Consider the following 13,367-nt stretch of genomic DNA (forward strand, 5'->3'; position numbering starts at 1 on the left):
GCTATGTCGAACTACACCTCAGAATCGATTGAAGTACTAACCGGCTTGGACCCAGTCCGAAAACGCCCAGGTATGTACACGGAAACCACCCGACCGAACCACTTGGCGCAAGAAATCATCGACAACTCAGTGGATGAAGCGATTGCGGGGCATTGTAACAAGATTGATGTGGTGCTCTTCAAAGATGGATCAATGTCGGTTACCGATAATGGCCGTGGAATGCCAGTGGATATGCACCCAGAGCAAGGTAAGCCGGGTGTTGAAGTTATTCTCACCACCTTGCACTCGGGCGGTAAGTTTAGCAACGATAACTATCAGTTCTCAGGCGGTTTGCACGGTGTTGGTGTCTCGGTAGTGAATGCGCTGAGTTTGGGGCTTGAGGTGACGATTCGCCGTGGTGGTGAAGTGCACCGCATGAGCTTTCGCGACGGCAACAAGGCTAGCGACTTAAGTGTCATTGATAGTTGTGGGCAGCGTAACACTGGTACTCAAGTTCGTTTCATGCCGGATCCAAAATACTTCGATTCGCCCAAGTTTTCCCTGAGTAGACTTCGCCACGTGCTCCGCGCTAAAGCAGTCCTCTGTCCAGGGCTTACTGTCAACTTCCATGACGAAGCCTCCGGTGAAAAAGATCAATGGTTCTACAAAGATGGCCTTAAAGATTACCTTTCTGGCCGAACTAATGGCTGGGAAGTGCTCCCGTCAGCCCCATTTGTGGGTACTTTTTCGGCTACGAGCGAAGCTGCCGAGTGGGCAGTACAATGGTTGCCCGAAGGTGGCGAACTGACCACTGAGAGCTATGTAAACTTGATTCCAACCGCTCAGGGAGGAACTCATGTTAATGGGTTGCGAACAGGTCTGTTGGAAGCCATCCGTGAGTTCTGCGAGTTCCGCAGTCTAATGCCTCGGGGTATTAAGCTTAGCCCGGAAGATATTTGGGATAAGTGCTCCTATGTGCTCTCCGCTAAATTGGCGGATCCCCAGTTTTCAGGGCAAACCAAAGAACGTTTATCATCACGTGAAGCCGCAAGTTTTATCAGTGGTGTCGCAAAAGACGCCTTCGGACTTTGGTTAAATCAGCACACGGCTGAAGCCGAAGCGATTGCCGAAATGTGCATCAACAATGCGCAATCGCGCCTAAGAAAAGCAAAAAAGGTAACGCGAAAGAAAGTCACCAGTGGTCCGGCGTTGCCAGGTAAGCTTGCCGATTGTTCTAGCGCCGAGACTGAACGTGGCGAACTATTTCTCGTTGAGGGTGACTCGGCGGGTGGTTCGGCTAAACAGGCTCGCGATCGTATCTTCCAGGCTATTTTGCCACTGCGCGGTAAGATCCTTAACACTTGGGAAGTGGATGCGGTGGATGTGTTGGCATCGCAAACGGTTCATGACGTTGCTATTGCCATAGGCGTAGAGCCCGGGTCTGATAATTTAGAGGGGCTGCGCTACGGTAAGATTTGTATTCTCGCCGATGCAGACTCCGATGGACTCCACATTGCGACACTCCTCTGCGCGCTGTTTGTTCGTCACTTTAAACCGTTGGTCACCGCTGGGCATATTTATGTTTCGATGCCACCGCTATTCCGGATTGATTTGGGTAAAGAAGTTTACTATGCCCTGGATGAGCAAGAAAAAGAGCATATTTTGGAAAAGTTTCGCGTAGAGAAGAAACGTGGGACTCCTCATGTACTCCGATTCAAAGGCTTGGGTGAGATGAACCCTGCACAACTTCGCGAAACGGTGATGAATCCAGATACGCGCCGCCTGATACAGCTCTATGTTGAAGCCGGCGATGACACCATGGGTACTATGGATATGCTCTTGGCGAAGAAGCGATCTGGTGATCGAAAAACCTGGCTGGAAGACAAGGGCAACTTGGCTGAGGTTTAGCCACGGCCAAGTTCAATAGTTGTCCTCCGTCAGCAGGCAGCCTCCGTTTTTGCTACGACTATCCGATGCTTTTCCTGCTCAGCGATGACCGAAATAATCGCTGGGCAGGTCTCAACATCTATCCATCTAGGCAACTTACTCAGGGCGAGCGCCCTACCATTAATCACCTCAACGCTGTCAGCGGCGACGCGATAGCCATAGGTACTGCTAAATGGCATATCACCGTCGGAGGTGGTTAATGTTTCGCCGAACAACTGCCATTCTTGATAGCGTCCAATGTAGTGATATGCCTCGCTAACTTGATTCGCTTCAAGCTCAGGGAGTTCGCTAATGCGTTGCGGAGAAAGCTCAAGCGCTCTTTCGCCGGATGATACGGCGTGAGTACTTAGCACCAGTGCGATGGCGACTAGACCTATTTTTTTTAACATTGAGCTGACCTCCGCATAATTGTCTATCTCTGCAATTTAGTTGCCGTCTTTAACAAAGAGTTCCATTAAACCAAGCAAAGCGGCGAAGAGTACGGCGCCAACGGGCCAAATAATCCAAGTAACGCCCCAATCCATTGTCCAGAGGCTCCATCCTAGGAATATCGCCACGAGCAAAGGCCAGTAGAAGGCGGCCAGCTTTTCGGCACGTTTTGCGCGTTTACTCTTAACGGACTCCATGTCACGATCTTTTAGGATGTTATTATAGGCTTCGAATTCGCTTGAGGCTGGAATAACAAGGAACAGTCCCGCCGAGATCATTAGCATCAACACGATTAACATGAGCTTAACGAGGTCCTGCCCACCGTGGAGTAAAGCGGTTAACATCAGTGGCGCGAAGCTACTGATGAACAGAAATATGCCCAGTGATAAACGCCTATTATAAGTGGGGCGAAACTGCTTCAACTTTTCTTGAAACACACTATGCACGCCGTAACACAGTTCGAACTGCTCATTATCAATCGTGTCAAAATCTGCTTCATATTGATTCATCTTGATGAAGTAGCTTACGCCCAGAGAGACCATCAATAGGATACTCATGATCCCGCCGGCGGTGGCGATATCATCGGAGATATTGAGTCGCCCAGATTCTTCCATTGCCATGAGGAAAAACAGTGGAATTACGGAACATACACATAAAATCACACCCTTAGTGGTGAGCGCAGCGGCGGCAATCTTGCTCTGGATATACTGATTCGCATGGTCCAGATTAACCTGAATAGCGTTATTATCAATTCGCTCGTCAGTGGGTGTTGGGGCTTCTAATTCATCTCGGAGCAGGTAGTCCGTAGAGACTTCAAATAAGTTAGCTAGCATAAGGATCTTGTTAAGATCTGGAATGCTATTGGTACTCTCCCATTTAGAGATGGACTGCCTCGAAACGTTCATTTTCTCGGCTAGCTCCTCCTGAGACCAATTGGCTTGTTTACGTAGTTGGATAATTTTTGCGGCAAGTATCATGGGTCCATCCCCTGGTGTTTAATTAAGCCTCTAGCTTAGAAAGCACAGTGGTTGCAAACTACCAAGTGTGCTTGTTTTATTGTCAACCAGCGGTTGCATTGTTGTTAAAATACTGGAAATCTGCAAAAAAAGTAATAATAGTTGTGCTAATTCATCAGCTCGTTTGGAGCATGCCAGCGCGGATTGAATCATTCATTATGAGCAGGGAACACCCGCTATGTTAGCTACATTTGTTGCCGGCTTCTCGCTAGGGCTATCACTAATTTTGGCGATTGGCTCGCAGAATGCTTTCGTATTGAAGCAAGGAATTAAGCGTCAGCATGTACTGGCCGTCTGCACCGTTTGCGCTATTTCCGATGCCCTGCTCATTGCACTAGGTGTAGCGGGCTTTGGTGCGGTGGTGACTCAGTTTCCAAGTATTGAGCAGCTTGCTCGTTATGGTGGAGCCGCTTTTTTGTTGATCTACGGTGCATTGAGTTTTAAGTCAGCGTTCACACAACAACATGCGCTAGAGGCCGCAGAAAATGTTAACGCTTCACTGGGTAAGGCAGTACTGATGTGTTTAGCCTTCACCTGGCTTAATCCCCATGTATATTTGGATACCGTAATTCTACTGGGTTCAATCTCAACCCAGTATCACCCTAATCAGTTACTCTTTGCGCTAGGCGCCATGAGTGCCTCGCTTGTCTTCTTCTACTCACTGGGCTTTGGCTCGCGTTTTTTGGCGCCGCTCTTCAGTCAGCCTCGTGCGTGGAGGATACTTGAGTTCGTCGTGGGAATTATCATGGTTAGTATTGCCACGTCATTACTCTTTTAAGGCTTTCGATCTAATTACGAACAGTTGTTAACCAAATGTTTCAAGTCCACAGCTAAACGATTACTATTAATTAACATTAGCCCCAAATTTGAATCTACCAGCAAGTGCTTAAGTTGAGATAGTAGCCATGATACAACGAATAATGCCCTCGATGCTCCGCGCCTTAGTTAAAGGCATTTCGTTATTACTCGCGGTCTGTTCCGCATCGGTATTTGCCAGCGAGATCCTCGATCGCCGGATTGATGCTGAACGCCAATCGCATGACAACCCCTTCATCATTACCCAGCATCGCGCCAACTACATTCTTCCGTACACGTATTCTCCAGACCCAAGCCAAGCGCATTACAGCTTCTTCGGCAATCAACCTATGGACAAGGCCGAAGCTAAGTATCAGCTTTCTATTAAGGCACCTTTATATAGCGCGAGCGACGATACTTTGGAAGGGTTGTATTTTGCTTTCACCTTGAAGAGCTGGTGGCAAGTGTATAACTCGGAAATATCGGCGCCGTTTCGTGAGACTAATTATGAGCCGGAACTTTTCTATCGTTGGACACCGCGCTATCAAATAGGTGAGCTAGATATCTTAGGACTTCAGCTGGGAATCAATCATCAGTCTAATGGCAGAACCAATCCGCTTTCGCGCAGCTGGAACCGAGTCGTAGGAACGATGATTGCCGAGACCGATAACTTCTTTTACGTGGCTAAACTCTGGTATCGCCTCCCTGAAGAGGAAAAGGATGATCCTAGTAATCCTGTAGGTGACGATAATCCCGATATTCTAGATTACATGGGAAATTTTGAATTCACCGTTGGGACTCGTTTTGAAGAGCTCGAGTTATCCTTGATGCTACGCAATAATTTATCCACCTCTAAGAACCGCGCATATTATGAGCTAAATGCTGCCTATCCACTTACCGAACGCTTCGATTTGTTACTGCAATACGCAAATGGTTATGGGGAAAGTTTGATTGATTATAATTACAAAGTGGAAAGATTCGGCATCGGCTTCCAATTTGCGACGCTCTAAAGGTAGCCTGGCAGGCTAGGGGCTAACCTCGAATCTATTCAATGAACATGGAGATAAAACGATGAAAGCTTCCTCGCTAGCGATGGTTGTTCTAATAACACTACTTGTTGGCTGTACGTCGGCACCGCTTATTGACCGTGGTCCAACCACCATCACCTCAGCGAGTGCTGATGCGGAGAAGATTCAGCAAGCGATTGTTAACGGCGCGCAGTTTAAAGGTTGGCGCGTGGTCTCCATTGAGTCAGATCAGGTTATCCTGGATATTTACGTGCGTTCACACTACGTTAAAGTGGCTGTCGACTACTCCGATAGCCAATATCAGATTCGCTACGTTAGTAGCGAAAACCTTAATTATAATGAGAAGAAGGCGTCAATTCATCGCTCCTACAATCGCTGGATTGCCTACTTAGATCAAGCAATTCAAATGTCGCTGCCGTATAGCGACGTTAGACCAGCGAGTACAGGTAACAGTGACTCATCCGCAGACATAGAGCCCAATTCGGGCACTTCAACCGAGGCAGAACGCTAATGTCAGATTTAGAGGTCCGACCCAGCCACGTTGGTTTATTTCTAGCAGTCGGCTTTTTTGGCGCGGGCGCCGTTGCAGGTTTGCTGCTGGGGCATTTCCTGTTGGGAGCTTCTGCGGGAGCGGTGATTGGCTCGCTAGTGGGGTTGAATGTGTTTTTGTTTCTTACTCGTCGTCAGCGCGATGCGAAGCGAGCTAAACAGTCTAAGGATTAGACTTGCCGAGAAAGCGCTGAATCTGTTCTTTACTGCAGCCTAAACGTTCCATCTGACTCATTCTATTTAACATCAGAAGCGCTTCTTGGGTGTACATGCCGGACTGCTCACAGGGGAGTATTCCGGCCTGTGTTAATTCTCTGATGGTCGAAATTGGTTGCGACGACATGGCGCACAACTCCGATAGCGAATAGCGTTGTGTAGACATAATTTGGTACCTCTGGACTGATTAAAGAGTGTCCAGAGGGGATCTGCTATATGTGCAAACCGCATTTAGTGGAAAGCCGCAGGCTAGCGCCGACGCGGCTGCCTTGCTCCAGCTGGAGGTGTTACAGCGCTAGTTCTTCGGCGTGGCGTTGCGGCGGCTGCATTCGTATTTGTCTTGCGCTTAGCGGGCGCAGCCGTTTTCTCGCCACTACCCGGTCTTGGCTTAGCAGCGTTCTTGGGAGCAGCCTTCGCTCCGTGCTGACTCCCGGCGCGACGACTTGGCTTACTGGCCGATGGTGCTGACGATCCGCTCGACTTTCCCGCTCGACTTGGCTTGCGGCGACTATCTCGTTTTGGGGCACGATCGGTATTGTGAGCGCCGGCAGCACGTGCCTTGGGTTTTTTAGGCTTTTTGGGGCCCCTGGCGGGACGAATAGATGGGCTGACCGGAAGATCGTGATCCGGCTCAAAGCCATCAACGAGTTTACGCTCAATTAGTTTTTGCAAAAGGCGTTCAATCCCTTTGAGCTCCTCGATCTCGTCAGCGGCGACAAGTGAAACCGCAAGGCCAGTCTTTCCTGCGCGGCCCGTTCGGCCAATGCGGTGGACGTAGTCCTCCGGATTGCGCGGTAGGTCGAAGTTGACCACCACCGGCATATCTTCAATATCCAGCCCTCGCGCAGCAACATCGGTCGCAACGAGAATGTCGGCTTGACCTCGCTTAAAGGTACTTAATGCCTCGGTGCGCTGGCGTTGTGACTTATCGCCGTGGATGCCGACGGCCTTGAAGCGCTGTTGTTGAAGGCGTTTGACTAGCTTATCTACGCCTCGCTTAGTTTTACAGAATACCAACAGCTGAACCCAACTGTTCACTTCGATGATTTCGAGTAGCAACTCAGGCTTGAGTTTCTTATCCACAGGGTGAAGCCAGTGTTTGACTGAGCTAGCTGCGCCGACTTTAGGTGCAGTATCTACTTCGAGTGGATCGCGCAGGCGAGTACGGGCGAAATCTCGGATAGAAGGGGAGAAGGTTGCCGAGAAAAGCAGATTCTGTCGCTGGGTTGGTAGCTTGTCGCAAATTCGATCTAGGTCTTCACGGAAGCCAAGGTCGAGCATACGATCAGCTTCATCCAGTACCAAGGTGCTAAATTGATCATACTTCACCGCATTCTGGCTCATTAAGTCTAGCAATCTACCGGGTGTAGCAATTAGCACGTGAGCACCGCGGCGAAGCTGCATGAGCTGTGGGTTAATGCTAACGCCGCCGTAAACCACTGCACAGCGAACGCGAAGATCCTGGCCATAGTGTTTAAACTGATCAAATACCTGCTGGGCGAGCTCTCGCGTAGGTACCAAAATCAGATTCTGAACCTGGTTTTTCTCCAAAGGTGGAGCTTCATCGAAGAGATTGAGAATTGGCAGCGCGAAGCTGGCAGTTTTTCCTGAACCAGTCTGCGCCGATGCTAAAACATCTCGTCCACGCTGGACTCCGGGGATAACCGCTGCCTGAATAGCGGTGGGTTGAGTGTAGCCACTTTGTGCTACCGCACTGAGTAACTCAGCACGCAGGAATAACGAATCAAAACTCATGAGTGGTTGATACCTTGTGGAATCTGCATTAACGCCGTTAGCGTTAACTGTAGTTTATTGTGGGGAATTATCGCGATCGGGCATCCGCATACGAGTGCGAATAACGCTAAATGAGCTATTCGCGGCAAGATGGTTAGCGTGTTGATAGCTACTAAACTGTGCTGCTTCAGGCTTAAGTGGTGGCCCCCAGTAAATGGTCCCGCGCATGGCGACGGCGGCGACGATAATTAGTAGCGAAAAGATACCAAGTCGCTTCCAGTTGTTCTCGCGTCCAATGTTCCGACAACTAAGATCCGAAGCTCGTATTAGCTCATGGAGCAGCCCGCTGAATAAAATGGCTACCATTAACCAAATTACTGATTCCCAGCGCTGAGCCAGAGCCAGCCACGGGAGCTTCTCGCCATTGGCGAGCCATTGGTAGAAGGAACTGCCTTGTTCGGCACCAACAATCTGATAGAAGGAAATTGCCACGAGGCCGGTGATAATTGACGCGAGTCCCATAAAACTCAACCAAGCTCGCCACAGACTGCGAACTCTAAGACCCGAGGGAAAAGCACAGGCTATAATCATGGGGATACATATCCATGTGCTCAACATAAGATCAAATCGAAAACCGTAAAATAGCGCTTCGGCGATGACTGGTAGAGGCAAGTAGAGCGTATCAGAAGGATAGGCTAACATGAGACAGACGCGTAAGAGCTGCTGGATCAATAGGATAGTTAGTAAAGACCTCAGCAAAAAGCGCAGGTCGGCCGATAGCCGATAGCGATGTTTGCGAAGTTTTTGCGATAACTTAACCATAGTGTTCTAGCTATAGCGCCCTAGTCATGAAAAATTTATTGTGCACCATTATGACCCAACAAGCGAGGAGAGGCTAATGCTAAGGCTGTTAATGATCATCACGGGATTGCTATTGAGCACAGCGGCTAAATCGGCGGTAATTTTGCAGTACCATCATGTTTCAGATGATACCCCCGCATCAACGAGCATCTCCCCAGACTTATTTGCTCAGCATATGGCCTACGTAGAGGAGCTCGGCTATCAAGTCGTACCCTTGAGTGAGCTAGTGGCTAACTTGCGAAATGGTGAGGCCATTCCCGATGATGTTGTAGCCATCACCTTTGATGATGGATACAGCGATAATATGGCGGCGATCAAAGCTGAAATCGTGCCGCGCGGTTGGCCCTTTACCATTTTTGTGCCGCCCCTGCTGATTGATCAACGCATCCGTGGGTACATGAGTTGGAATGAGCTAAATGAACTGAAAACGCTGGGAGGTGAGTTATCGAACCACAGCTGGGAGCACAATCATCTAGCCGCAAAACTACCGGGTGAGTCAGACGAAGCCTGGTTAGCGCGCTTCCGTGAAGATCTACTCAAGGCCGAGGCCAGGATTGAAGCGATGACAGGTGAATCCCATAGGATTCTTGCCTATCCCTATGGTGAATTTTCACCGGAGATGCTTGAGGTGTTAGCTGAGGAAGGTTTCGCCGCAGTGGGGCAACAATCTGGTGCGGTGGGTGCACTATCCGATTTAGGGCACTTGCCAAGATTTCCATTTGGTGGGCCATACGGAACAGTCGAAGACTTTCATACCAAGGTCAGAACGTTAGCAATGCCGGTAGAGTCCGTGGTGCTAACCAGTGCTGATGAAACGCTAGTTAGCCATATTCTCGACTACGGAAGTCCTTGGCCGCAAGCACATATAACGCTGCAGGATGACAGTGGTATCCGTGTTACCGGAATCAACTGCTTTGCATCGGGTTTAGGTGCACAAACGGTGGTCGCTGAAGGAGAAAACAGTTTCAGTGTTGTTGCCGATGGCGCACTTCAGAAGGGTCGTAGCCGATATAACTGTACAGCGGGAAGCAATCAACGACATCGCTTCTACTGGTTCTCTGTTCCAGTAGTGCAGCTGGATCAAGATGGTAATTGGGTTGACTAGCAGGTATCAGTTAGCCTAGGGGGCTCATCGGGGCTCGCAGGGGCTCACAGCTAGAAGCGGAGTTTCCGAGAGGATCAGAGCTGACTGTATTGGCATATAAACATGCTTGGACTGTTAAAGTAGGATCGCCGCGGGCTAGGATACCCGCGGCGGCTGCTGGGCAATGGCTAGCAAGTTAATCTGTGAGTTTATTGACGCGAATGATGCTGCGCAACTCATCCACATAGTGCTCGCCAATTCCTGAATAGCTCAGTAGTCCACCCACCATATCTGAGCCGGAAACGGGATGCCCATGTTCGTGGGCTTCAAGACGAATTTCTCTGGCGGGTTCATAGGCAGGGTGGCTATTAATGTTGTGAAAATAAGCGCGCACCGCGTCGTCCGGGTGGTCGAAGATTTGCACTTCATGGTGAGCGCCACTAGAGCGTTGTGATGGCACCAAGCCGCACCCTTCACGGAAGCACCACTGGCCGAAGAAGTTATTAGCTTGAACGGCGAAGCGAGAGGTGCCCCAGGCGGATTCAACGGCTGCTTGTGCGAGCGCCATGCTCATTGGAATCTCATCAACATGGCTGAGTAATTGCTCCTGATCGCACGGGTCAACGCGATACTCTTCACACCAAGGTGCTAGTTCTTCAGGGTTAGCTATGCTGCTAACGATCTCTCGCTCAGCCAACATGCGTTCGTTCTCGGCCGCTATAATTGGCCGGAAGTAGTCGAAGAAAGCCTGCTTCTTGGCTTTAGTGTCCGTGAAACTGCGAAAATCTGGTAAATCTTCCACTGGCGGTGGTGCGCGATCAACGCGAACCGGTGAGGTCGCTTGTCTTGTGTCGCTCGTCTCGACGTTCGAGAGGTTCGAGTTAGGGGTAGTGGATGAAGGCGTTGCGGAGTCAACAACACTGTCTTCTGAAGGAAGCGCTACTTCCTTTGGTGTATCCACCATTACCAGCCAGCCAACTGCCACCGCGACGGTTAAAAATAGAATCAACAAAGATTGTTTTGAATTCATTAAGCTATATTCCTTTATCATTATTTACGGCGACGTTGCAATGCGAGTCAGTTGGTATGGAGTTCTCTGACTAATGAGTTTAAACCATAAATGGCGCATTGCTAAAAAGCCGCGTTACAAGATGATATGCTAGCACGCTACGAGTTTTACGCTGCTTGGAGCAGGAGAGTAAATTGCCCGATCAATCTTATCAAGTGCCAATAGGTCGTCATATCACGGAAATCGAGGTCAAGAAGTCTCGATTTATCTGTTGGTTGGACTATGCAGAAGGGCGAGAGGATCTAAAGCGTCTCCTGGCTGAAGCGCGCAAGGCACACCCAACTGCTAGTCATCACTGCTGGGCATTTACGAGTTTTAATGGCCGCCACGAAGGGCAAGGTGATGATGGCGAGCCCAAGGGTACCGCGGGGCGCCCCATACTCACTGTGCTCCAACACGCTGAGGTTAGTCATGTGGCCGCGGTGGTTATACGCTATTTCGGCGGCACTAAGCTGGGAACCGGCGGCTTAGCAAGAGCCTATGGCGAGGCGGCAAAACATGGCCTACAAACACTTGAGACGGAATACTATTCGCCCAAAGTTCGATTAAGCTTCGATGCGGGCTTTGAGCAGGAAGCACAGATTCGCTATATCGTTGCGCAGGCTGAGGCTGAAATCTTCGTGGAGTATGAGTCGTGCTTGAAAGTACTGGTAGACCTAAACGAGGCTAAACTGGACTTCGTGCGGGATCATCTGCGTCGAGATTTTCCACAGCTTGAAGTCCGTTTAGATGACGGTTAATGTAGCCCCCACCGCGATGACTCGTGTTTTCATCATGCTGAATGAGTAGCTCCCAATGTCAGGAAAAGTTTCACCACTTCGTCGATTATTACGTTATGCGGATGCCGATCGCCCGCAAGTTTATTGGGCAAGCTTTTGCTCGGTAGTGAATAAACTATTTGATATCGCCCCGGAAATTTTGATAGGCGTGGCCATTGATGTGGTGGTCCGGCAGGAGGAATCTTTTCTAGCGAGCTTGGGTATCGTTGACCCGGTTCATCAAATTATGTTGCTGGGCGTACTGACTTTCCTAATCTGGGCTGGTGAGTCACTGTTCGAATACTTCCATTTGGTTGCGTGGCGTAATTTGGCTCAACGACTTCAGCATCGTCTCCGAATTGACGCCTATGATCACCTCCAAAAGCAGGATCATAGTTATCTTGAGCAGCATAATACCGGTCACTTTGTGGCGATTTTGAATGATGACGTCAATCAGCTGGAGCGCTTTCTTGACGGCGGAGCGAATGCGATGCTGCAAGTATTGACGGCGGTGATTGGTGTGGGAACGGTGTTCTTCATTATTAACCCGACTATTGCCATGCTCGCATTCTTGCCTATCCCGGTAATTATCTATGGCGCTTTTTGGTTTCAAAAACGTGCTGAGCCACGCTACAACAAGGTACGTGAGAAGGTTTCGCTGTTGAGCTCCCGCCTGAGCAATAACTTGAGCGGTGTGACAACTATTAAGAGCTTCACGGCCGAAGCGCGAGAGAAATCTCGACTGGAGCAGGAGAGCACTGACTATGTCACCGCAAACCGAGAAGCGATTGCGGTCAGCTCAGCGTTTATTCCTGTTATTCGGATGGCGATCTTGACGGGTTTCCTCCTCACCTTTTGCGTAGGCGGTTATATGAGTCTTCAGGGTGACTTGGAGGTAGGCGCCTACGGGTTGTTAGTATTCTTGACTCAGCGTCTACTTTGGCCACTTACTCAACTTGCCAGTACGATTGATCTGTACGAACGTGCGATGGCTTCAACGCGTCGAATTTTAGATGTGCTCTCCGTGAAGTCTCAGCTTTCAAATGGTGGCCATAAGTTACCGGCCAAGTCAGTGAAGGGTGCCATAAGTATTGACAGTGTCAGCTTTGCGTATCAGTCGTCGCGACCGGTAATTAACCAACTTTCACTTGATATTCAACCGGGTACTACGGTGGCGTTTGTGGGGGCGACAGGCGCTGGTAAAAGCACCATTACTAAGCTACTACTTCGTTTCTATGATCCGAGTTCCGGCGCGGTGAAACTAGATGGAGTTAGCCTTACGGATTGGGATACGCAGTCCCTGCGAGATACTATTGGCCTAGTCAGCCAGGATGTCTTCCTGTTTCACGGGACGGTGCGCGAGAATATTGCCTTCGGCGAGCCAAATGCCAGTCTCGAAGCGGTAGAAAAGGCGGCTAAGTTGGCCGAAGCACATGAATTTATTAACGAGCTACCCAACGGCTATGACTCCATTGTGGGTGAGCGCGGTCAGAAACTCTCCGGTGGTCAGCGACAACGTTTATCCATCGCACGGGCGTTACTTAAAGATCCTCGGGTGCTTATCTTGGATGAAGCAACTTCGGCAGTTGATAATGAAACCGAGGCCGCTATTCAGCGGTCACTGACGCAGATCCGTGAAGGTCGAACTTTGATCATGATTGCCCACCGTCTATCTACTATTGTCGATGCCGATCAGATTGTGGTGCTGGATAAGGGGCGCATCGTTCAGCAGGGTACTCATTCGGAGCTAGTGGCTGAAAACGGCATTTATCGCCAGCTTTGGGATGTTCAAACGGGTGGCGTAGCTTAGTCGGGCGTTGAGTTTAGGCTGAGAGTTTAGGCTGAGAGTTTAGGCTGAGAGTTTAGGCTGAGAGTTTAGGCTGAGAGTTTAGGCTGAGAGTT

General features: G+C 49.7%; 14 protein-coding genes. 8 read left to right on the forward strand and 6 right to left on the reverse strand.

What is annotated here, in order from left to right:
• Positions 1 to 3 precede the first annotated feature (3 nt).
• On the forward strand, positions 4 to 1,887 hold the full coding sequence (gene parE, locus DFR27_RS01520; RefSeq protein WP_121875693.1) for a DNA topoisomerase IV subunit B: 1,884 nt from the start codon (positions 4 to 6) through the stop codon (positions 1,885 to 1,887).
• A 29-nt stretch (positions 1,888 to 1,916) separates the two neighbouring features.
• Here parE and DFR27_RS01525 read toward each other — a convergent pair whose 3' ends face one another.
• Together DFR27_RS01525 and DFR27_RS01530 are read right to left on the reverse strand one after the other, a co-directional pair.
• Positions 1,917 to 2,315 (reverse strand): hypothetical protein, encoded by a 399-nt coding sequence (locus tag DFR27_RS01525; RefSeq protein ID WP_121875694.1) that lies wholly within the window; start codon positions 2,313 to 2,315, stop codon positions 1,917 to 1,919.
• Positions 2,316 to 2,351: 36 nt separating this feature from the next.
• Positions 2,352 to 3,332, reverse strand: coding sequence for a helix-turn-helix domain-containing protein (locus DFR27_RS01530; protein ID WP_121875695.1), 981 nt, complete (start codon positions 3,330 to 3,332; stop codon positions 2,352 to 2,354).
• A gap of 217 nt (positions 3,333 to 3,549) precedes the next feature.
• Between DFR27_RS01530 and DFR27_RS01535 the strand changes: the two genes are divergently transcribed.
• The 4 genes from DFR27_RS01535 (at position 3,550) to DFR27_RS01550 (ending at position 5,917) form a co-directional block, all read left to right on the forward strand.
• Positions 3,550 to 4,149: a LysE/ArgO family amino acid transporter gene (locus tag DFR27_RS01535; RefSeq protein ID WP_121875696.1), complete on the forward strand. Its 600-nt coding sequence runs from the start codon at positions 3,550 to 3,552 to the stop codon at positions 4,147 to 4,149.
• A 127-nt stretch (positions 4,150 to 4,276) separates the two neighbouring features.
• Complete coding sequence (locus DFR27_RS01540) at positions 4,277 to 5,176, forward strand: phospholipase A (protein ID WP_121875697.1); 900 nt, start codon at positions 4,277 to 4,279, stop codon at positions 5,174 to 5,176.
• A 61-nt stretch (positions 5,177 to 5,237) separates the two neighbouring features.
• Positions 5,238 to 5,705: a hypothetical protein gene (locus DFR27_RS01545; RefSeq protein ID WP_121875698.1), complete on the forward strand. Its 468-nt coding sequence runs from the start codon at positions 5,238 to 5,240 to the stop codon at positions 5,703 to 5,705.
• Positions 5,705 to 5,917 (forward strand): hypothetical protein, encoded by a 213-nt coding sequence (locus DFR27_RS01550; RefSeq protein WP_121875699.1) that lies wholly within the window; start codon positions 5,705 to 5,707, stop codon positions 5,915 to 5,917. The genes DFR27_RS01545 and DFR27_RS01550 overlap by 1 nt, the downstream gene beginning before the upstream one ends.
• On the opposite strand, the gene DFR27_RS01555 is transcribed toward DFR27_RS01550, so the two are convergent.
• The 3 genes from DFR27_RS01555 to DFR27_RS01565 all read right to left on the reverse strand — a co-directional run bounded on the left by DFR27_RS01555 (position 5,907) and on the right by DFR27_RS01565 (position 8,395).
• Positions 5,907 to 6,125, reverse strand: coding sequence for a MerR family transcriptional regulator (locus tag DFR27_RS01555; RefSeq protein ID WP_121875700.1), 219 nt, complete (start codon positions 6,123 to 6,125; stop codon positions 5,907 to 5,909). The two genes, DFR27_RS01550 and DFR27_RS01555, sit on opposite strands and share 11 nt — an antisense overlap.
• An 83-nt stretch (positions 6,126 to 6,208) precedes the next feature.
• Positions 6,209 to 7,714 (reverse strand): DEAD/DEAH box helicase, encoded by a 1,506-nt coding sequence (locus DFR27_RS01560; protein WP_121875701.1) that lies wholly within the window; start codon positions 7,712 to 7,714, stop codon positions 6,209 to 6,211.
• Positions 7,715 to 7,768: 54 nt separating this feature from the next.
• On the reverse strand, positions 7,769 to 8,395 hold the full coding sequence (locus tag DFR27_RS01565) for a hypothetical protein (RefSeq protein ID WP_147434494.1): 627 nt from the start codon (positions 8,393 to 8,395) through the stop codon (positions 7,769 to 7,771).
• Positions 8,396 to 8,591: 196 nt separating this feature from the next.
• Here DFR27_RS01565 and DFR27_RS01570 point away from each other — a divergent pair, with 196 nt between their 5' ends.
• On the forward strand, positions 8,592 to 9,659 hold the full coding sequence (locus tag DFR27_RS01570) for a polysaccharide deacetylase family protein (RefSeq protein ID WP_121875703.1): 1,068 nt from the start codon (positions 8,592 to 8,594) through the stop codon (positions 9,657 to 9,659).
• Between the two features lie 175 nt (positions 9,660 to 9,834).
• On the opposite strand, the gene DFR27_RS01575 is transcribed toward DFR27_RS01570, so the two are convergent.
• Complete coding sequence (locus DFR27_RS01575; RefSeq protein ID WP_170150737.1) at positions 9,835 to 10,668, reverse strand: glucosaminidase domain-containing protein; 834 nt, start codon at positions 10,666 to 10,668, stop codon at positions 9,835 to 9,837.
• Positions 10,669 to 10,841: 173 nt separating this feature from the next.
• On the opposite strand from DFR27_RS01575, the gene DFR27_RS01580 reads away from it, so the two are divergent.
• Both DFR27_RS01580 and DFR27_RS01585 read left to right on the forward strand, forming a co-directional pair.
• The gene (locus tag DFR27_RS01580; RefSeq protein ID WP_170150738.1) at positions 10,842 to 11,447 is read left to right on the forward strand and encodes an IMPACT family protein; all 606 of its coding nucleotides are present in this window, start codon (positions 10,842 to 10,844) and stop codon (positions 11,445 to 11,447) included.
• Between the two features lie 55 nt (positions 11,448 to 11,502).
• Positions 11,503 to 13,275 carry an ABC transporter ATP-binding protein gene (locus DFR27_RS01585; RefSeq protein WP_121875706.1) on the forward strand — a complete coding sequence of 591 codons (1,773 nt, stop codon included), beginning with the start codon at positions 11,503 to 11,505 and terminating at the stop codon, positions 13,273 to 13,275.
• The last annotated feature ends 92 nt before the right edge of the window (positions 13,276 to 13,367 follow it).

Source organism: Umboniibacter marinipuniceus, assembly GCF_003688415.1.
In the GTDB taxonomy this organism is placed as follows: domain Bacteria; phylum Pseudomonadota; class Gammaproteobacteria; order Pseudomonadales; family DSM-25080; genus Umboniibacter; species Umboniibacter marinipuniceus.

Bases quoted from the DNA above. Each gene is read 5' to 3' on its own strand.
- parE (WP_121875693.1), top strand. From the start codon at position 4: ATGTCGAACTACACCTCAGAATCGATTGAAGTACTAACCGGCTTGGAC.
- DFR27_RS01525 (WP_121875694.1), bottom strand. From the start codon at position 2,315: ATGTTAAAAAAAATAGGTCTAGTCGCCATCGCACTGGTGCTAAGTACT.
- DFR27_RS01530 (WP_121875695.1), bottom strand. From the start codon at position 3,332: ATGATACTTGCCGCAAAAATTATCCAACTACGTAAACAAGCCAATTGG.
- DFR27_RS01535 (WP_121875696.1), top strand. From the start codon at position 3,550: ATGTTAGCTACATTTGTTGCCGGCTTCTCGCTAGGGCTATCACTAATT.
- DFR27_RS01540 (WP_121875697.1), top strand. From the start codon at position 4,277: ATGATACAACGAATAATGCCCTCGATGCTCCGCGCCTTAGTTAAAGGC.
- DFR27_RS01545 (WP_121875698.1), top strand. From the start codon at position 5,238: ATGAAAGCTTCCTCGCTAGCGATGGTTGTTCTAATAACACTACTTGTT.
- DFR27_RS01550 (WP_121875699.1), top strand. From the start codon at position 5,705: ATGTCAGATTTAGAGGTCCGACCCAGCCACGTTGGTTTATTTCTAGCA.
- DFR27_RS01555 (WP_121875700.1), bottom strand. From the start codon at position 6,125: ATGTCTACACAACGCTATTCGCTATCGGAGTTGTGCGCCATGTCGTCG.
- DFR27_RS01560 (WP_121875701.1), bottom strand. From the start codon at position 7,714: ATGAGTTTTGATTCGTTATTCCTGCGTGCTGAGTTACTCAGTGCGGTA.
- DFR27_RS01565 (WP_147434494.1), bottom strand. From the start codon at position 8,395: ATGTTAGCCTATCCTTCTGATACGCTCTACTTGCCTCTACCAGTCATC.
- DFR27_RS01570 (WP_121875703.1), top strand. From the start codon at position 8,592: ATGCTAAGGCTGTTAATGATCATCACGGGATTGCTATTGAGCACAGCG.
- DFR27_RS01575 (WP_170150737.1), bottom strand. From the start codon at position 10,668: ATGAATTCAAAACAATCTTTGTTGATTCTATTTTTAACCGTCGCGGTG.
- DFR27_RS01585 (WP_121875706.1), top strand. From the start codon at position 11,503: ATGTCAGGAAAAGTTTCACCACTTCGTCGATTATTACGTTATGCGGAT.